Below are 20,508 nucleotides of genomic sequence, written 5' to 3' on the forward strand. Positions count from 1 at the left end.
CATCGATTATTTTTCGTTTTAAGAATCATGATTTTTAAAGAATTTTAGCAAGGTCTCCCCTAGTTTTGACTCAAATTAGCGATGCTATGAGTTCAATGCAAAAGTCTTTTTTTCTGATTTGCTTTTTGGGAGTTTCAGGTTGGGGTATGGGACAAGATTCCCTTTCGCTTCAATCGCTTAAGCCTATTACCTATCACTTCGATATCACTCATGAACAATTGGTTGGTGCGGGAGCGGATTTTTTGAAAAAAGTAATCGCCAAAGCACAATTTACCTTGCTGGGAGATTACCCTGAATCTAAAAGTAGTTCAGAATTTACCGCCGCCTTGTTACCTCTATTAGATCGTGCCGAATACAAAACCATGGCCTTAGGCATTGGCGTGCCTTCGGCCCGTATTCTAGGTTCGATAACAAAAGAACCAACCACAGTAGTTGCGAAACTCTACAATTGGAATAACACCTACGCCTTTTTGGAAAACGAAAAGACCATACTTCCTATGCCCGATATGAAATCCGTTGCCGATGCCCAATTCGTTCAAAAAGCGGGAGCGCTAGAATGGAACATTATAGGATTTGGAAACGAGTCATGGAACAATTTACCCTGGTTGATCGACCAGCTATATGAAAAACTACCCCAAGAACTACAGGAAAAACAGCGCTCCTTATACGAGGATTGCAAAAGCAGGCTTAAAAAATTATATGCCAAAAGAAACGGAGATTTACTGTTATTTGCTGAGGCGGTAGCGAATTCGAAATCCATTCAAAACTTTCTCAAAGGAGTCAGTGAAAAATCCACTGAAAATAGTGCCATAGTAGCAGCCTTCCACAATAGCATTAAAAACTGCCGGTTTTACGCACGAAAGCAATTTTTTGAAAAAAATAAATGGCGGGTGGATGAAGAAAAGCGATTGCTACGACAAGAATTGGAACGAGTTGACTTCGATATTCATCAGGATAAACTCCTTGTCAAATGGGATATGAACTTCCTCTCCCGCGGATTTCAGCCCTATGCCTTCTATGGTGTTGGGAATACCCTAAGTGAAATCGCCGAATACAATGGAAGCACTTCGCTACATATCGGAATAGTGCCGCGGTATCAGTTGAAAAACGGAGAAGTTCAAGATTTGATGAATGAAGAAAATACCATGACGCATCGCTTTGCCTCCCTGATGCAAGCGGCCAAAAAAGACGAATGGACGGTCATCGACCTACGGAAAATGATTCAACATTCGCATTACACGCCCTTGAAGTATCTTTTAGATGAACCGATACAAGATTTGATAAAACGATATGACCTGATTGTCATTCCGGCGGTTGAAAAAGAAGCGCGCTTGAATTACAATAACTAAAACACCACCTTATGAAAAAAATAGTGCTTGCGCTTATCATACTCTCGGCCTGCAAGACCGACCAGAAAGTAGCAACCCCCTCCTACGCGAATCCAGTAAAAGAAACCGTAATAGATGGATTGGCACGGCCTTGGAGTATGGCCTTCTTATCGGAGACCGAAGTATTGCTTTCCGAAAAAGACGGTGACCTGCTACGTATCAATTTGAATACCAAAGAAAAGCATGTCGTCAAAGGTTTTCCAGAAGACAAAACGGATAGTCTCACCTATAAGAAAGCAGATTACCCTTTTGGAACATTTCCTAATGGATTGACTGACGGTACGAAAGTGACCTATAATGCAGGTATACTTGAAGTTCTTACCGACCCTGAATATGCTACAAACCAGCAGCTGTATATTTCATATACCGCGAAAGGAGAAGGTGGTTCGACCACTAAAGTAATCAGCGCACAATTGCAAAATGATTCTTTGGTCAATGTCAAACAGCTGCTATTGGCTTTACCCTATTCCCATGGTCTCTTTCATTTTGGGGGAGGAATGACTTTTGGTGCGGATGGAAAATTGTACGTCACCGTAGGGGAACGGATTTTTAATGAAATCAACGAACCCGAATTACCAATTGCACAAGACCTAACCGATAGAAGGGGCAAGATTTATCGAATCAATTCGGATGGAAGCATTCCTGAAGATAACCCTGATTTTGGCCCAGAAGCCATTCCAGGTTTATATGGGCTGGGTATTCGAGCAGCCCAAGGTATAACGGTAGAACCTACCACTGGAAAAATTTGGTTTAGCGAACACGGTACGATGCAGGGTGATGAAATCAATTTGCTTCAAGCGGGTGCTAACTACGGTTGGCCGATCAAAACCTCCGGGGGATATCGTAGTACAACATACCAACCCCCAACCCTAGAAGGCACAACTTTCACAGACCCCATTTGGTACTGGCTGCAAACAGTAGCGCCTACCGGACTCACATTTTATACGGGTGATGCATTTCCTAATTGGAAAAATAATTTGATAGTGCCTGGACTCTCACGTGGAAGCCTTTGGCGTATGCGTATCGAAGGAGAAACCGTAAAAAGTATGGAGGAACTATTCGTTGACGATCGTGAACGTTCGCGCAAAGCAGCTATGAGTCCCGATGGAAAACTGTACATCCTTACCGAAGATCTCAACGATCGTACAAACGGAAAAATCATTCGTATTAAACCAGAATAAGAACTTAAAACACATTATGATGAAGACCCTTTTTTTAACTTCCCTTTTACTCCTTGTTCAACTAACTGCAGTCGCTCAAACCGAAGAGAAGGCGATTCGAGAATCGCTACAAAGTTATATCGACGGTAGCTCGTATAGCGACCCTGAGAAAATTGTAGCTCCTTTTTATGAGGATGCGCGTATGTTTTTATATCACAAAGACGAACCTATTTACCTCCTTTCCCCGCATGCATATGCTGAACTTTTCAGAAAAAGAGAAAAAGGGAAATTTAATGGCCGAGTCGGAACAATTTTATCCGTCGACCGGGCTAATGATATCGCCATGGCTAAAGTCGAAATCAGTATCGACATGGGCAAAATGATATTTATAGATCTGTTCATCCTTAAAAAACTGGAAGGTAGCTGGAAGATCATTAGCAAGGCGGCGACTTTGATGCCAAATGAATAAGTGTAGTATTTAGGATAAGGTTTTTCGTATTTCCTTTCTCAAATACCACCAAGTAACCAGCGTTGCTAAGACGTCAGCAATGGCAAAGGAGGTCCAAACACCAATTTCTCCATAGAATTGCGGAAGTATAAATACAAGGGGAATAAAGAAAAAGCCTTGTCTTGAAAGCGTTAACAGCATGGCCGGAACTGCCTTGCCGATGGCTTGAAAATAAGCTCCCCCCATGAGCGGAAGAGCAATAACTGGTGTTGCAGCAAAGACCCACCGCATTGCGGTAGCGATATGCTCCAAAACATAGGCATTGATTGCAATTTCATTCGCAGGCAAGCCTTCTTTTGAACTCAAAAACAAAGAAGCAACTTCAACCGGAAATAGAAAGAGTCCGAGATAGACCAAAGTTCCTAAGACCGAGGCATACGTAATGGCAGTATAAATACTTTCTTTGACACGGGCGTATTTTTGGGCGCCATAGTTGAACCCTGCAATCGGCAGAAAACCTTGGGCGATGCCGTAGACCGGGAAAAGAGCGAACATCAGCATGCGCCCGATTATCGCATATACAGCGACTAGTGCTTCTCCGCCTAAATCGAATAAGATATTATTCAAAAGCAAAACCACCAGACTAACCATGGCCTGTCTTGCCAAGGTAACCGAGCCCAAGGAACTAATCTCTTTTAGAATGGAAGATTTTAACCTGAAGTGAGCACTTCCAATCATCAGTTCTGATCGGTTAGATCGAAAAATATAGACCAGATAAACAAATGATAGGAAATACGAAAAAGTTGTTGCCCAAGCCGCGCCTTCCATGCCCCAATCGAAAAGGTAAATAAAAAGATAGTCTAGCGTAAGATTCGATACCGATGGAATAATCATGGCAATCATTGCGTACTTTGGTTTTCCTTCAGATCGAATGACAATGTTGCCCATCATAGTCAATGCTAAAAAAGGCACCCCATAAAAAACAACCGTATAAAAGGGTTTGGCAAAGTCAAAAATGGCTCCCTTTCCGCCAAAAGCAAGAATAAGATGATCAGTAAATACCAAGCCCACCACAACCATACTTAAAGTCACCAAAACGGTCAAGGTAATTTGGTTTCCAAACGTCTGCTTGGCCTTTTCGATTTGATCGGCTCCTAAAGCTCGGGAAATTATGCTTGCCCCACCAACGCCAATGGCCATCCCCAAAGCGGCAACAAAAAAGGTAACGGGAAGCACAACGCTAATCGCTGCAATGGCCAAAGGTCCTATCCAATTTCCCACAAAGATAGAATCGACCAATACATTCAGTGACATCACCAAAATACCAATGGATGCGGGCACTGATTGTTTGATCAGCAGTTTGCTAATAGGGAGCGTTCCGAGTTCTTCTGAGGTAATTTTTGCCATGTTTCGCTTGTTGGCTGAACGCTTTTCGCTACACGCACAGCGCTAAGCGATTAGCGCTTGGTGCAAGGTGCAAAGCCTAGACCGGCAATACGTTTTCAGCCTGCCATTCATTAACCCATTTTGCCATGACGGCTACCCAGCCGTCGTTATCGTTCAGACAGGGTATGTGCTTGTAACGCTCACCGCCTGCTTCTTCGAATTGTTCTTTGCCTTCCATGGCAATTTCCTCTAGTGTTTCTAAACAATCTGAAACAAAAGCAGCGGTTACGACGGCCAATTTCTTTTTGCCTTCTTTTGGAAAACGTTCGAATTCGAAATCGGTATAGGGTTTTAACCAAGGATCGTTCGGCAATCGCGATTGAAACGAATTGCTGACCTTGTCTTGGGGCAGATTTAGATGTTCAACTACCATTTTGGTGGTTTCAAAACACTGATGACGATAGCAGGTGTTATGGGCTACCGAATTGGTGTTACAACAGCTTCCATCAATCTTACAATGGAATTTGGTCGGATCGCTTTTGCGGATATGCCGCTCGGGAATTCCGTGATAGGAAAACAAAATATGGTCGTAATCGAAATCCTCTAATCCCGCTGCAATACTTTCCGAAAGGACCTTGATATACTCCGGACTCTTATAAAATGCGGGCATGGTCGTAATTTTCATTTCAGGAAAGAACTCCTCTTTGTTTTCCATGGTTTTCACAACCACTGTTTCATACGAAGACATGGCGTAGTGCGGATATAGGGGCACCAAAAGTACCTCATCAACCCCTTTGTCATTTAGTTCCTGCAAGGCATTCTTGATTGACATACTGCCATAACGCATGCCCAAAGCCACAGGCATAGTAGTTTGTTGGCGTACCTTTGCCGCAAAACGTTCAGAAAGCACGATCAAGGGTGAGCCCTCTTCCCACCAAATCTTGGCATAGGCCTTGGCTGATTTTTTTGGACGGGTTTGTAAAATGATGCCCCGCACAAGCAGATTGCGCAATACGGGATTTACATCAATGACGCGCTCATCCATCAGAAACTCATCTAAATACGGTTTTACATCCTTGGCGGTAGGACTATCTGGAGAACCCAGATTTACCAATAAAACTCCCTTCATCACTAAACGATTTATTGTCATTCTCGCCCTTCGTCTACGCTATGGATAAACACCGGCCGGAATCTTTTTACTGTCTTTCTAACAATCACCCCTTCTACTGTCACATCGAGCGGAGTCGAGAGGCATGTTTCTAGGTTCTCGACTCCGCTCGAAATGACAGTTCAAAGAGAAGACAAAAATAAGCCATGGACCCCATTCTACACTCAAAAGCATCCATTTGTTTTTCAATGGTGGTATAGGCGATGTCAATCTGAGATGAATACAAGCTAAAAATTAGGCCAATCCACAAAATACACCCCCAAAATGCCCGTTATATCAAGAACCACAACTAAATTTTCACAGTTTATAGGGATAAACCAAGGTTCTTCCTGTATTACATTTGTGAAAAGCACTAGGCCAAAATACTGTCAATGCGGAACTTTTTTACCATACTCTTTTCTTTATGCTTCATAGCGGTCTTCGGCCAAGAAAAAAATAGTCTCCTTTGGGAAATTTCAGGAAACGGCCTTGAACAAACCTCTTATCTCTACGGAACCATGCACGTAAGCAAGCGAATCGCTTTTCGTTTAGATGATGTTTTTTATCAGGCTTTAGAAAAGAGCGAAGTGGTTGCTTTAGAATCCGATCCCGATACCTGGCTCGATAATGACATCAATACCAGCGCCATGGGATATGGGCAATCCAACGGATTTATGGCCAAGGGCTTTTATACCTATCCGTTTGCCATTAAAAATCCAAAGAAAGAAGAAATCGGAGCGTACCTCGCCTTTGAAGATCGTAGGGTCAACAGTATTCTATACCGTACCAACGAGTACTCTCAAAATTTTGAAGAGGAAACCTATTTGGATATGTTCATTTACCAGGCGGGAAAGAAATTCGGTAAAAAAGTAATCGCACTCGAAGATCTCGAAGAATCATCAGCTCTTGTCGGAAGGGCAAGCTTAAACGCCATGAAGAAAAAACCAGATGAGTGGCTGCAGAAAAAGATGCAAGAATCTGACCCCATGACCCTGCTACAAGATGCATATCGCAATCGCGATATTAACATGCTCGATTCTATCGATAGGGCCATGTATACCGACCACTATCGTAAAAATATGCTGACCATTCGTAACCGGAATATGGCCACGAAATTAGATTCTGTTATGCGAACGGCTAAAGTCTTCTCCGGCATCGGTGCGGCCCATTTACCTGGTCAGGAGGGTGTAATCGCAATGCTTCGTGATATGGGGTATACGGTCAGGCCGTTGACATCACGATCTACATCAAAAGGAAGGGTTTTAAAGGAAAAAATAGAAGATACCTTATTGGCAAATACCTATAGTACGGTTCGCCCCGATGACGATTTCTTCAGCATTGATCTGCCGAACAAACTGTACCCTATTTCCGAATTCGTCAACACCACATACATCTCCCCCGATTTAGCCAATGGGAGTTTTGTGATGTTGAATCGCATCAATACCTTTTCTTATTTAAAAAAGGACAATAGCTATACCTTGGATGATTTAGACAAGCTTTTGTTCGAAAATATTCCTGGAAAGATCATAGCAAAAACAAGAATTACACGCAATGGTTTTGAAGGCTTGGATATTCGAAATCAACTAAAAAATGGCGACCACCAACGGTATCATATCTATGTAACCCCATTAGAGATTCTCGTTTTCAAAATGGGAGGGAAGGGTGATTATGTGACACAATATTCCGATACCATTTTCAATAGTATCCAATTCAAAAAATTGGATAAAAAAGTGGCCAAAATCTCATCTGGTTATAACGATTTTGAAGTGGAAATGCCACCGCTCTACAATTTTACCAACCGTCACCGAAAAGGACAACGTTTGTTACAAGCCTACGACTCTTTAACCAACGATTATTACTTTTTACGAAAGGTCACCCTGAACGATTTCAATTTTATTGAAGAGGATACTTTTGAGCTAAAACAGATTCAAAAACGGTTTTACCAAGATTTGAAATTGAAACCCGAATACAAGGCTTGCCAAGGAAATTCTTTGACTTCCAAAGCGCAAATAAGCAAGGTGAAAAATACAAGCCTACATTTAAAAACCACGTTTAAGCGCGGAGATTACTACCTATTGGGAATTGTCACTAAAAATGAGCAGCAGGCGATCGATTTTTTCGCATCTTTTAAGCTCAAAGAAGCCGTTTATAGAGATGCCTTTAAAAAAGTACGAGATACTGCTATGTTGTTCAATACCATAACATCGGTAAAACCGGTCAAGTTCGTTGAGAACAGTCGCAATTACTACAACGGAGAGCATAAGCCAAAACCCTATAGTGCTTACAAAAAGAAAAGTGTATATCAGAATAAAAACAACGAGGCGATAACCGTCGAACTGAACAAATCGCATGATTTCTTGATGTTTGATCATATCGATTCAGTCTGGGCGCTACGCAAAAAAATATATGCCAACAAACGCTTTAAAATACATAGTGAAAATGACAGTTTGCTTTCAAAAGGAACCTACGAACTCAACCTTACCTTAACGGATACTGCCAGTACCCGAGGCATACTGATTAAAAATATCGTAAAAAACGGACTCCTATACGAAGTGAAGGCAAAAGTGGATACTATTGATAGACCGAGTCGTTTTGTAACCGACTTTTTTCAAAACTTTTCGCCTTTTGACACCCTTGTGGGTAAGTCTATTTTGATTGATAAAACAACGAGCTTTTTCAAAGCCCTCCGAAAAAACGATAGTATTGTTTCCGATGGCTATTCGTTTATCAAGTTTCAGAAAAAACATATTGATTCTTTAAAATACTATATCTCAGAATTCGATTTTCCAGAGGATAAAAAATACATTCAATCCTACCTCATTCAAAAACTGGCGGCATTGGATGACCCTCAGGTAAACTCGTTTTTCAAGGAATTCTATGCCAAATCGTATAACAACTCCAACGCTCAAACGAAAATACTAACAGCTATTACTAAAAAGGCGGATGAGGAATCTGTAGACCTTTTGTTGGAATTAATGTCAAAGGATTTGCCTTTGGTTTCCAACAAATTTGAGATCTATAAAATCTTCAAACCGTATATGGACAGCCTTCCTATGGCCAAAAAACTATATCCAGAGATTTTAGATTATAGCGCCATCGCCGAATATAAGTCCCCAATTTTTGCCATGCTTGCCAATTTAAAAGCCGAAGGCTTGCTAAAACCTAAAAGCTATAAGAAGTACAGAAAACAGATTTTAAACGATGCCAAAATACAGTTGAAACGACAGTTGGGTCAAACGACAATGTTGTATGGCCAACGAGACCAATACAATCCTCAGCCTCCCCCTAAATCAGCCTCTGCAGGTAGCACAAAGGTTTTGGAGGACTATGCGGTGTTACTATACCCTTTTTTAAAGGAAAAAGATGTCAAACAATTCTTTAATCGTTTGCTTTTGGTAAAAGATCCCAAAGTACGAACTACCTATGCAGCCTTACTGGCCAAAGATGAATTAAGAATTCCATGGGGTATGTTTGATTCTTTGGCTGCTGATGTCAATAGTCGCGCACTACTCTTCAATAAATTGAAAGCTGCAGCTAAGCTTAGTCTATTTCCAAATAAATACAGAAACGAACGTTCCTTGGCTGAAGCCAACCTATTTAATTTTAAACGTTTTGACTCCAAAAAAGATTCCATATTATTTATAGAGAAACGGTCTCTACAATATCGAGACAAAGCCTATACAGGATACTATTTTAAAACAAAGAGTTCCGACGATTACGACAAAAATTTCAAAATGCACTTGGTTGTTTTCGACAATAGCAAACCCTTAAGTACAAAACCCTTCTATAAAAGTGATGATCTTCGTATTGAAGATACCGATACAGATGAAGAGGTACTTGAATACGTTACCGAAGCCTTTTTATTAAAAGACCGTAAACGCGCTATCGTATATCGCCCGAATGGATACGGTTCTTATGGGTTTCATGGGTATTAGACTAGCGGCTCGAAATGACAGAGCGTCAAGGTCTAAGAGGTTGCCTATACCATGCGTTGGAACCAACTATTTTACCTAGTTCAAACTATCTTGCAACACCTCAACCCCTTTCATCGCCATGGAGTCAATTGCCATAGCGGGAATGGAATCTAAAGTTGGAAGTTGCTTTATGTCAAAATCTTGTTTGTTGGGATAGAGTTGTTCATCTGTAAGATTTTCAGAAGCTTTCCAGGTTTCTCCCAATTGGTCTAAGATGGTTGTTGTCCATTTAGAAGGGTGTTTGGCATCGATCCAAATCACATCGCGGTACTCCGCATCGACCAAAGCCAAATCTGGGGTTGCAGCCCCGTCGAATTGTTTGCCTTCATCTTTTATAGCTGCAACTGTTCCTAGAACAAACATGCGTTTCTTCCCAGCAATGTGTTTTATGAATGGGCGAAATTCCACAGGTTTATTGACGGACCAATCGTATTCCTTTTTTGATTCAATTACTTTTAAAGGCATAGCGGATACTCCTGCATACCCTTCCTTTTTAGCGGCATGGTCATAATAATACAACTTCTGGGTGCCGTCTGCAGGAATCATGACACTAAAGGCCAAACTGGTTCTTTCATCACCGATGGGCTCCAATCCGAACCAATGATAGAGTCCGTCAACGGCTTCGGTTTTCATACCGTCGAAATCAAAGTCGGTTACGTAAGGCTGTTGATTTTGATCTTCGGGCAATTCTGGAATTTTTACGGCTGTCTTCATATTCCAGGGCAGTGGATCGGTGAATCCGCCCAAGAATTGAAGCGATTGGGCTTGCAATTGCGAAATACGTTCCGCTACTGTATTCTGTCCGGTCAAATAGGGGTAATTTTTGATTTCATCAGGAGCGATATAAGTGCCCTTTCCAATGGTTACGCGTTCCAAATAATCATTGAAATCATGTTCTCCTGAATCAACTACCATCACCCCGCCGTAGGTCGGATAGGGAAAGAGAAAACCTTTCCACTTGATCAAATTCACGACTTGCACCCACTCACCTTCGTCATTTTTCATATAGAACACATCGCTGGGTTCCATGGTAAACAATTGAAAAAAATTGAAACGCTGTACTACGGCATTGTAGGTATTGCGACTAAAAGCCAATGATTCGCCAATCGAAAAGGTAACTGGTACGCGGTTCTCGTTTGAAAAACGAGGAAAAGGCGAGGTACTTTCCACCATAAAAATCTCCTCGGTATCGTCATTCATGCGTTGCCAGGTATATTCTTTGGCAGGCTGTACGGCCATGGTCCATTGATTGGTACTGTCTACCCTGACCAGTTGGGGCAATGAAACCTCTTGTGTCTCTCCTACTGATTCGTAAGCCATGGTTACGATGTTGTTAAAAGGTTGAATCCGCTCGTTTTGGGTCAAGGGTAACTCATTCAATTCCTCTAAATTCAGGTTGTTGTATACATTATAGGTCTGCATGTAGTTATACAGATTCAGCTTCCACCCGAAGAACCAAAGTGTAGCAAAGAAAGCCACTATCCCCACTAGAATCAAGAGGCGTTTTCCCGTACTTGCTGCACTTCTAAACTTGGTCAGCGTGAACCATAGAAAACCCATTCCCAAGAGAATAATAAAGATGTATTTTCTTAAAAATAGTAATGCGGGCTGGTAGTCATCTCGGAGAAAGAACAGCAACACGGCTAATACAATACCAGCGATAATGACGATACGTTTTTGCCTTTTCCCTTTACTGTAGTATGCTTTTATCATGATGTCTTTGTTTTGTCAGGTGTCATTTCCAAGAGCTTTATGCGACATGGTAATCACCTTATTTTTTGGCTTTCGATCACTACTTAATCATCCCCTTATCCTTAAACCGGTCTCTCGCAGACTTCTTAACCTCAGGTTCTGGTTCGGTAGTTTTTTGTGCTTTGGCTTCTTCGACTTCTTCTTCTTCGCCCTCTACTAAATCTTCGACAAACTCCTTACCCTTGTCAAATACCTTTTCCAAGTTCTCTTTACTGGTACTTGCTCTAGTAAAGAGCACTGCAGAAGCGATATAACTTCCAATCAAGGTTCCTACTATTGCGGAGGCGAAATACTGAATAAAAAACACATTAATGGGCGTAACAAAAGTGACGATGCCCGCGCCAACAGCAAACAATAGCGTAATCCATACCAAACGGAGTAAAAAGGGCTGTTCGTGAATAAATCCCTTTCGATTATCCGATTTCATTTGCAAATCTTTGGCATGCGTGATTCTATTCGCCAAGCGATAGATCTTGTTGCTTTTAGACTCTCTCCAATACCAAACTATTCCGAAAAGGATAGCTCCGATGAATACAATTATTTCTAGTGTCATAGGCCATGTTTTTGGTTGTTTTCCAATATCTTATCTATTACCCAATCTTGATAATCAGGCTTCCAGCTATCATAAAAGTTATAAAACTGTTCTTTATCATACCAATATAAGTGCACCGGGTCTTTGGGTACTATTTTCGATAATAGCTTCCAAGCCAGCTCTTCCTCTTCTTCTTTTAAAGACGGATGCGGCTCATGCAAAACCTTTATAAAATGTGCATCTACATACTCCTGCAATTTTAGATTCTTGTCTACAATCAGCCGCTGGTAATACAATTCTACTCCAGATATTTTTTTTTGTACTTCAATCGGTAACTTATTCAGGTATTTTTTGAAAAGAAAATGACTGTCTAAAATCTCACTTAGGGGGTGGTCTGTTTTTTTTGTTTCCTCAACAAAGACATGCTTTTTTATACGATTGTACCTTGGCGTGCGCATGGCCCCCTTAAAATCTTTTCGAAGAATCAAATTGCTAACCAATGCATCAATCAATTCATCGTGGTCTTTATGAAATAGCATAACCTCATGCGCTGAATCATTGATGGCCCTCTTAAACATTTTTTCATCTTCAAAAACCAGTATTTTCTTCACAAAGTTCTTCAATACAAAAACACCGCCAAAGGCCCTTGTATAAAAGGAGCTTACCTTGAGTTGTATGGGGTCTAATTTTAATTTTCTCCCTCGTAAATCGCCGTATTCCTTTGCTGAATTCAATAAATGATGGTGCACATCACGGTCAATAAAATTATTATCTCTATTAAAGAAATTGATAAAAGCCTGTTGCTCCATTTGCTTTTTATCCAAGTCGTTCAAAAGTGCAAAAGTGACTTCTATTTTGTCATAGCGCAATAAATCGAACGGTTCAAAAAAAGCATCTACTTTTTGATCTAGATGAAGCACCAAGGCAGAATCTTTAGTAATATCACGAATCTCGCGATCATAGGCTGCGAAAACGGCTTCCATTACATCGCGATCAAAACTATGCGAAGGCATATGTACCGGTTTGCCCTTCTGCTGTGGTGAGATGATGATGGCATTCACATTGGCCTCTCCAGTGTTTAAATAATAGTTCTCTTTCTTCTCCACGGCAACTTCCGGACTCCACCCCATGCCGTCAATGGAAAAGGTTTTGAGTTTCGTAGGGGTTACCCCAAGCATACCAAGACATTCATTATAACGCTTTGCCAACGAACCCGAAAGGGTCGTCAAAGCACCACCGAATAAACCCGCTGCCCTTAGTTTTTCCATTATTTACCTTTCTCAAATATTTTGTTGGCCTCCAATTGCACATTCAAATCGTGCACACGACCATCTACTTTTCGTTTAAAATCGGTGTCTGCAATAGTTGCTACGTTATCTAGATAGCGAACTGTTTCTTGTCTGCGGATATCCGAGAAATCGAGACCCTTCATATTGGCTTTCATCAATTCTTTCAGCATTCCGAACTTGGTTTCATAGTCCTTCTTAAAATATAAGTTCGGATCATTGAACCAATCTTCGGGAAGATCGAAATCGGTTAAACGCAGGGAGATGGCACTTTGAATATTTCGGATATCCCTCGAAGAGAAAAATGGAAACGATTTTTGAATGTTCTTGTACAATGCTGCAAAGAACATATGCTCTTCAGTTTTGTGCTTCGCTGCTACCTGATCATAAATTTCCAAAACCCTAGCTTCTGTAGGTTTTTCCGATTGGCTTAAAATCTCACTTAAATTCTTAGCCAGCCCTTGTTCACTTAAAAATTCGTATTTCTCAGGATTTTTCATATTTACAAAATCTGGCATCGTCTTTTCAAACTTGCTCCACCAGATGTAGTCTTGGTCGATAAAATCTGGTATGGTTCGCGCTCCATCAATCTTAAAACGCCCTTGAACTCTTGATATCACCGCCTTATCTAACATTTCAGGAAGGTTGGTAAACAGCCCGATTGAACTGTTGCCATAGTTGATGGCATACGCTCCTTCGGTATATCTGAGAAAAACCCCGATGACTTCCTTTACCCCAGCGGAAACCCCTTGAGCGGTTCGTTCTTGTAAATTATTTTCGGCATCATCAATAGGTGCGAAAATCAATTTGTTTGGGTCTTGTAAAGGCTTCATCCATTGCACCATTTTCTCTGCAGAACCGCCTTGAAAAGTAGATATTAGGGTGTCAGGCATGGGATGGAAGAGAAACGGAATCTCTAAGACGTCGCACTGCTCTTTCAGTTTGGTGGCTATGGCCGCAATCAACATACTTTTACCCGTTCCAGGAATTCCATAGCCCATAAAAACAGGCATGAATCCACCTAACTCTTGAAAGGGATTCTTTTTGGCCGTAAAGTCGTAGCTCATCATCCGTTCGGTCAAACGGCGGGCGAAATGTTTGGCATCGCGGTTACCCACAATTTCCTCAAAACGAATTTTATTGAACTCAACGCTTACTGCGGTTCCTTCAAAGACATTCTCCCATCCGGAAATCGCGAACTCGCTTTTTTCAAGTTTGTATGTACGATCTTCAATGGTTTCGGTATATTCAAAAGTACTGAGACGTTGTTGAATCTCTGAAATAAGTGCTTCAAAGAAAACCACCGTGAAATTGGTTACCTCTTCATCTGAAGTTATTATTTCTGGATGACTCATATATTTGTCATAGTAGAACAACATACATGAAATTCCTTTTAAAGGTGAAAGCACTGAAAGTTCAGGAATGCCAGCAAACTTGTTCTTCATCACACTCAAATCATCGGAAGCAACTGGTTTTAAATCGAATAAAACACGACAGGCAATTCCGTGTAACATAAAAGCCGTGGCCGTCTGCTGTTTGGAATCGTATTCGCGACGCTGACCCACATCTAAGGTAGACTTGCGCTCATTTAAGGTCGACAGACCCGAGGCATCAGCATAACTGTCTCGCAACCAAATGCCCAAGGTCAAGCCCTCTTGTAAGGCATACAAAGCTCTATTTAAATGCAGGGGAATGGCGACAGAATCAGGAAGCAATCGCTTTTTTAAAGATAAAATTGTTTTCGAAACCGAAATGACCTCATTAGCCGCATTGCCCGTTGCCTTTGACAAGTACAACAAAATAGACTCGTCTTTTTTGTTTTTATTGCGACTTTTGGCTTTTCCGCCTTGTTCCCACTGTACGCCCTTTAAGTAAGAGGTAGCCTCGTCACGAAGCGCATTCAGTTCCGAGTTTTGTATGGGAAATGTGCTATTATGTTCCATAGGTATTAGTCTAATTTGATACTAGGAATCTCTATCGGATTTCCAGTTAATGCGTTAATAGTTTCGGGTATATTGTCATACATAGCTTGCATAACCCGGTGTGGACAAAACAAATAGTTCTTCGGCTTTGACTTTTCCCAAACTTGTAAAACCTGCTTATTGAAAAAACTGCCTTCCTTGAACTCAGCGGTAGAAACCACCTCGCTAATATGAAGGGAAATCGCATAGGCAGAAAGGTCAAAGGTTTTCTCTACAATCGCTTTTAGAATTACATGGGTAATATCCAATTCATCCTTGGCGAAAACACTATGTAAAGGGCCCAGATCCATCTTTTTAATCCGTTTTGGAAATACATAGGGCAACTTTTTATCAATAGCGTAGGCCATCATATCGATATCCATATTGCGGTCTGCAGTATTCTCGAGCACCGAATATATCTCTTCTTTTACCTCTTCTACTTTTTCCTTGTGCAAATCAAAATACATAAAGCATATAAAGGGTCGGTTGGAGGTAACGTCGTAAAAAGACCAGCTCACCATATGCGCGGCATCTAGGCCCATTACTGGCAATATTTTGCCTTGCACAAAACGTCTGTAAATAAACTGCTTTTCTACTGACGAATAATAGATTACCGATGCGGCCTGGTGTAGCCTTCGGTCATTTATAGGTTGCTTTTCCTTCAATAGGGTTTCAAGAAATTCAGATTTCAACTGAGCTACTTCAGGAAGTTTACTCACATGCTCTTGTTGCAACTCCAAGTCATTATACAGATATCGAAATTCTAGATAATTTGGAAAACCAGATTCAGTTAAATCTACCCGCATTTTTTCGTCATCATCAAAAAGATATTTTATTCGGAAGGCTTCCAACGAATAGCTCAACAATTCGCAATATTGCTTTACAAAAGTCGCTTCAGCGTCTGTACAAATATTTTCCTTCTCAATACTGTTTACCAATTCGCTAAACGCATGGGCCACTATCTTAAAATAGATTTTGTACTGTTCTTTGGTTTCAAGAACGGCACTATCTAAAGGTGTAACAATTTGGTTTATGGCCATGAACTAAGTCTGATTTTACTAAAATATGGGAATCAAATAGAAGGTTGCCTTCTCGAGCAGAGTCGAGAGCTAGTTATTCTCGACTCCGCTCGAACTGACAGTAAAAAATACTAAAAAGTTGATCTTAACTTAACAAATCATCTTCAGCAGCAGGTGCTGCAGCGGGTGCGTCATCATCGCCATCATTCGAAGGCGTATCACCATCATTAGCGTAGTACTCTTCAAATATCTCCTTCATATCGATACCATATCGATCGGCGAAGTTCTTTTGAATCTCGGAATCCTTCACTCGAATTTCCTGTAGTGCTTCTGCATAACTAGAGTATACTCCTTGCATCACTTTTTCGTGCACCGGAATGTTATCCATCATTTCTTGACGTGCTTTGGCACTTGCCGTATGCATTGAAGCCAGAGTCTGCCCAATATGCTCATCGGTTTTGACTCCTAAATGTTCTAAAATTGCCGCAAATTCCTGGTCTGTACGCGCCTTTAAAGCCACTACATAGCCATCATAATATTTCAATCGCTCGTCAGTATCACTTTTCAATTTCGCTCGATGTGTTTGCAAATTGCTACGCAATGAAGTCAACACTTTAATGGTCAAGTTATGCTTGTGAACGAAACTGTCTTTACTGGCTGCAAGGGTCGTATAGGCATTTTTCAAACCTTCTAACTCTTCCACTTTCTGCTCGATGGTGGTCACCTTACCTATAGCTTCAGAATAGGCAGCAGATTGCTTATCGGAAATTTCATCTAAGGCCTGGCGGGCTTGTTTTAGAAGGGCGTATTGCTCTTCGAGCTTATCTTCAGTTTCCTTTTTCTTTTCTAGCGCCTTAGTGTGGTTCTTACTTGCTTCAACAATGGCAACCTGAAGTTTGTCTTCCACTTCTTTGATTTCACTCTCCCTATTTTTCAAACGCCCCACGGCAGCTTGACTCTTGTAAGAAAGTTCATTTAGCAAGGTTTGTACATCTGCAGATTCGATACGTTCTTGGAACATTTGCTTTGCTTTCAAGTCGGCTCCATCTCTGGTCTTTTGCGCAGCATCCAATTCTGCTTGACGTTTTTTTATTTTTGATTTTCTACCCCAGAGGTTGTTCCACCAATTGTCTTTAACATTTTCAGCATCTTCCAAGGCCACTTTGGCACGTTCTAATGCTTTTTGCGCATCGTCGATAACTTTTTGCTCTGCCGCATTTAGCGTTGAGAATTTTTCGAAAATAATACCTACTTCATCTTGGTAATCTGTCAGGTCTTTGATAGCTTCTAGTAAAGACTTTCTATCTTTTTCGGCCATCCCCACCACATCATCAAGGGTGGCATTCAATATTTTTTGACGCACTTCAGGATCATCCTCTTGTGCAAGTTTGGACTTCATTTGGTCCACAGCTTTGCCCCAATTGACATCTACTTTTTCTTGTTTTGAAGTGGAATCAGTTTCTAATAAATCAAAATCGTCGGCCATTCTATATTGTGTTTTTAGGTTTATAAAATTCGAAGTTTCAATTTCGGTAAAAAAACCGAGCTGGAAAAGCACTATTGATGAAGTGTGCAAATTATATGTAGCATGAAATTCAGATTTGTTACGAACAGAATTAAAATTCGATTGCTGAATGAGACGATTTAAGAACTCATAGGCCATTAAATATGGTGCAATTATTGCGTATTTTTGAGAAGTATATCGCAACCCTATGAAGACGCTGCATTTGTTCGTAATTCTTTTTTTGACCGCCCAAGTCTCTTTTGCCCAGCAAATCACTTGCTCCCCTGCTGACAAAAAAGCCTTTGAAAATAAAATCGTTGAAATCGATGGCCTATTAGAGCGCGATTTCGGAGTAACCCTGGTTGCAGTTGGAAAGACTTTTATGGGAATTCCTTATGTTGCCAAAACTTTGGAGATCGGTGAAAAAGAATCATTGGTCATTAATTTACAAGGATTAGATTGTACGACCTATGTCGAAAATGTACTTGCGTTTAGTTTGCTTTTAAGAGATGGGAAAGCTGATTTTGATAGCTTTACCGATACCTTAAAAACCATTCGGTATAAAGATGGAATACTCGATGGATACGGCTCTAGACTACATTATTTTACAGAATGGATTCGCAATAACCAGCAAAAGGGTTTACTGAAAGACATCACAGCGGAAGTGGGTGGAATTGCAGTCAACAAAGACATCAATTTTATGGGAACGCATCGTGAATTATATCCTTTTCTAAAAGATGACGCTAACTTTGAAAAGATTCTTGCCACCGAAAGAGAATTGGCCAAAGAAAGTTTTTGCTACCTTCCTCAAGACCAGATCGAAGCGAACGAACATTTAATTCAGACCGGAGATATCATTGCTTTGGCCACTTCAATTAACGGACTCGATGTGACGCATACCGGAATCGCAACCCGTGAAAAAGACGGCCGTATTCATTTATTGCACGCCTCTACGGGTTCAAAGAAGGTAGAAGTTTCTGAACTTCCTCTTGCGGAGTATTTAAAGAAGATAAAGAAGAATACAGGAATTTTGATCGCTCGGCCCCTATAGGTTTATACCCATTGCATCACTAATTTTTATTGATTTGAATGAAAGTAATATTTCGCATCTGCTGGTAGTTTGGTGGTCGCTTTGTAGTACTTGTTTTTCCATGAGCTATCTTCTTTCGTGATGCCTTCTACCTGAATCATAATCAAATTCCAACCTTTTCGAAACTGTAAATCATGAACAATATTTGTCGCTCCGCCATGAGTGCCTGAAATGGAATTGGCTTCGCTCATAAAAACCCAGTGGGCGGCGTAGCCATCACCTGCTTTATAGAAACAACAGGGTGAGTTGAGGTTGACAACAGGTTTTATAGTATTGCCAAGATGTAAGAAACCTAAGTAGGTATCACCTTTGTAAACCCCCAAATTATGTTGGGTTGAAAAATAGCGAACATCTTTATTCGAAAAGTCTAGGTCTAAGGAACTTGAAATCATAAGGTCTCCTTCACCAAATGGTTTTGTGATGGGTACGGTCTGCCATTTGCTGTAATCTAAACTGGGAAATTGCAACGAAATTTGCCCATTCGAAGAAATTGCACCCATATTTAAGTAGGTTTCACTTTTTGTCTTATAGTCGTAAAACCTAACTTTAATTTCCGCAGTTCCATGGGTCCAATTCTCAAATTTTCCCTGTGTATTGCTAGCGATTTTATTGCGCCAATAGAACTCCATTTCACCTTTTTTTGCGTCAATTTTGGCTTGTTTTTCACGTGCACTATTTTCTTGTTCTTTATCCTTTTTGCGCTTTACTTCGGCTTCCTCCCCCATTTGCATTATCTGTTGCATAAATGCCTTTTGATCATCAGGCAAGGTTCCCATCATACTGTCCATCATCTTTAGTGCTTTTTTCTCTTCATCGCTCTGGGCCATACAGCACAAGCTGGCCGAAACGGTCATTACAATTAATATTACTTTGGTTTTCATTATTCTATGTTTTTAAAATGTGTTCTTAATTTCGTTTTGGCCTTTGCAAAAAATCAGGACTAAAACCTTCATTGTATCTCAAGGTTTCAATACTTAAGGATTTATGATAAGAACCAAATTGACCCTAAAGAAGCGCTTCTATGGCAGCCTAAGAATCTTATAAGGTGTGCTATTGTGCATGTTGTTTCTTTATGTTTCTCATTATCCAGTTTAATAGTATTTCAAAAATTCACGCTTTTGTAAGAAGCGGTGCCCAAAAAAAATACCTATAGGAAGTTTTCACTGTTTTAGCTTTATGCCCCCATTTTTTAAAGTTCTGTTACCAAAAGTATATTCATTCGATCTAAAGGAATATTCAACATGTAACAATCTATCCAAGAAATGTAACATCCTCGGAAATGATGTGCTTTTTCTGGAGTTGCACTTTTTCGATGGCTATATTTTAAAGGCAGTGGAATTATCACATCTGAGAAAGAGGGCCAGATGCATTGATCACATACTTCGATGGGCTCAAATAAGGTAGAAGTTTCTGAGCTTCCTATTGCTGCGTACTTAAGAAGAATACAGCTAGTATGATAGCGCGGCCCTTATAGTATTATAGGCGCCAAGGTGGGTTCTTTCTATTTTTTCCGCCATAAAACAAAATGATTTGATTGTTATCCAAATCAAGCAAGCGCGCTTCTCTCCAAAGCCATGGTTTATCATTCGGAAGTTCATCAACTACGATCCCCTTTTCTAGCAAATTTTTTACATGACCGTCTAAATCGGAACATTCGAAATATACATTCGCACCGTTCCCTTTCGGTAAGGCTTCAACCCGATGAATAGAGAAGGTTGCATCGCCATTGGGGCATTCAAAACGCGCATAATGCGGCAGCGACTTCACTATTAAATGAAGCCCTAGCTTTTCGTAGAAAAGAATGGCCTTACCCACATCAATTGACGGCACTGTAACTTGATTCAGATTCATATTTTCGAAT

Annotated in this window: 15 protein-coding genes; 5 read left to right on the top strand and 10 right to left on the bottom strand. The window is 40.7% G+C overall.

What is annotated here, in order from left to right:
* The first annotated feature begins 86 nt into the window (after positions 1–86).
* The 3 genes from ABJN95_RS04005 to ABJN95_RS04015 are packed head-to-tail and all read left to right on the top strand — an operon-like array spanning position 87 to position 3,017.
* Entirely contained in the window at positions 87–1,349 is a 1,263-nt protein-coding gene (locus ABJN95_RS04005; RefSeq protein ID WP_348368708.1) for a hypothetical protein, read from the top strand.
* A gap of 11 nt (positions 1,350–1,360) precedes the next feature.
* A complete protein-coding gene (locus ABJN95_RS04010; protein WP_348368709.1) occupies positions 1,361–2,569 on the top strand; it encodes a PQQ-dependent sugar dehydrogenase in 1,209 nt (402 codons plus the stop codon).
* A gap of 16 nt (positions 2,570–2,585) precedes the next feature.
* A complete protein-coding gene (locus ABJN95_RS04015; RefSeq protein WP_348368710.1) occupies positions 2,586–3,017 on the top strand; it encodes a nuclear transport factor 2 family protein in 432 nt (143 codons plus the stop codon).
* A gap of 9 nt (positions 3,018–3,026) precedes the next feature.
* On the opposite strand, the gene ABJN95_RS04020 is transcribed toward ABJN95_RS04015, so the two are convergent.
* Positions 3,027–4,403: an MATE family efflux transporter gene (locus ABJN95_RS04020; protein WP_348368711.1), complete on the bottom strand. Its 1,377-nt coding sequence runs from the start codon at positions 4,401–4,403 to the stop codon at positions 3,027–3,029.
* 76 nt (positions 4,404–4,479) lie between these two features.
* Positions 4,480–5,511 carry a ferrochelatase gene (gene hemH / locus ABJN95_RS04025; RefSeq protein WP_348368712.1) on the bottom strand — a complete coding sequence of 344 codons (1,032 nt, stop codon included), beginning with the start codon at positions 5,509–5,511 and terminating at the stop codon, positions 4,480–4,482.
* Between the two features lie 410 nt (positions 5,512–5,921).
* On the opposite strand from hemH, the gene ABJN95_RS04030 reads away from it, so the two are divergent.
* Complete coding sequence (locus ABJN95_RS04030; protein WP_348368713.1) at positions 5,922–9,464, top strand: TraB/GumN family protein; 3,543 nt, start codon at positions 5,922–5,924, stop codon at positions 9,462–9,464.
* Between the two features lie 75 nt (positions 9,465–9,539).
* On the opposite strand, the gene ABJN95_RS04035 is transcribed toward ABJN95_RS04030, so the two are convergent.
* From ABJN95_RS04035 to ABJN95_RS04060, 6 genes are all read right to left on the bottom strand, one after another.
* Positions 9,540–11,216, bottom strand: coding sequence for a hypothetical protein (locus tag ABJN95_RS04035; protein WP_348368714.1), 1,677 nt, complete (start codon positions 11,214–11,216; stop codon positions 9,540–9,542).
* 79 nt (positions 11,217–11,295) lie between these two features.
* Complete coding sequence (locus tag ABJN95_RS04040) at positions 11,296–11,808, bottom strand: hypothetical protein (protein ID WP_348368715.1); 513 nt, start codon at positions 11,806–11,808, stop codon at positions 11,296–11,298.
* On the bottom strand, positions 11,805–13,055 hold the full coding sequence (locus ABJN95_RS04045) for a DUF6638 family protein (protein ID WP_348368716.1): 1,251 nt from the start codon (positions 13,053–13,055) through the stop codon (positions 11,805–11,807). Before ABJN95_RS04045 ends, ABJN95_RS04040 begins: the two co-directional genes overlap by 4 nt.
* The gene (locus ABJN95_RS04050) at positions 13,055–15,016 is read right to left on the bottom strand and encodes an AAA family ATPase (protein ID WP_348368717.1); all 1,962 of its coding nucleotides are present in this window, start codon (positions 15,014–15,016) and stop codon (positions 13,055–13,057) included. Before ABJN95_RS04050 ends, ABJN95_RS04045 begins: the two co-directional genes overlap by 1 nt.
* 5 nt (positions 15,017–15,021) lie before the next feature.
* Positions 15,022–16,074, bottom strand: a complete 1,053-nt coding sequence (locus tag ABJN95_RS04055; RefSeq protein ID WP_348368718.1) for a hypothetical protein — start codon at positions 16,072–16,074, stop codon at positions 15,022–15,024.
* 124 nt (positions 16,075–16,198) lie between these two features.
* Positions 16,199–17,539, bottom strand: coding sequence for a microtubule-binding protein (locus tag ABJN95_RS04060; protein ID WP_348368719.1), 1,341 nt, complete (start codon positions 17,537–17,539; stop codon positions 16,199–16,201).
* Between the two features lie 226 nt (positions 17,540–17,765).
* On the opposite strand from ABJN95_RS04060, the gene ABJN95_RS04065 reads away from it, so the two are divergent.
* Positions 17,766–18,608 (top strand): N-acetylmuramoyl-L-alanine amidase-like domain-containing protein, encoded by an 843-nt coding sequence (locus tag ABJN95_RS04065; RefSeq protein ID WP_348368720.1) that lies wholly within the window; start codon positions 17,766–17,768, stop codon positions 18,606–18,608.
* A gap of 26 nt (positions 18,609–18,634) precedes the next feature.
* On the opposite strand, the gene ABJN95_RS04070 is transcribed toward ABJN95_RS04065, so the two are convergent.
* Positions 18,635–19,528, bottom strand: a complete 894-nt coding sequence (locus ABJN95_RS04070) for a hypothetical protein (protein WP_348368721.1) — start codon at positions 19,526–19,528, stop codon at positions 18,635–18,637.
* A 595-nt stretch (positions 19,529–20,123) separates the two neighbouring features.
* A complete protein-coding gene (locus ABJN95_RS04075; RefSeq protein ID WP_348368722.1) occupies positions 20,124–20,498 on the bottom strand; it encodes a VOC family protein in 375 nt (124 codons plus the stop codon).
* Between the last annotated feature and the right edge of the window lie 10 nt (positions 20,499–20,508).

This window comes from Maribacter sp., assembly GCF_039974175.1.
GTDB lineage: Bacteria > Bacteroidota > Bacteroidia > Flavobacteriales > Flavobacteriaceae > Maribacter_C.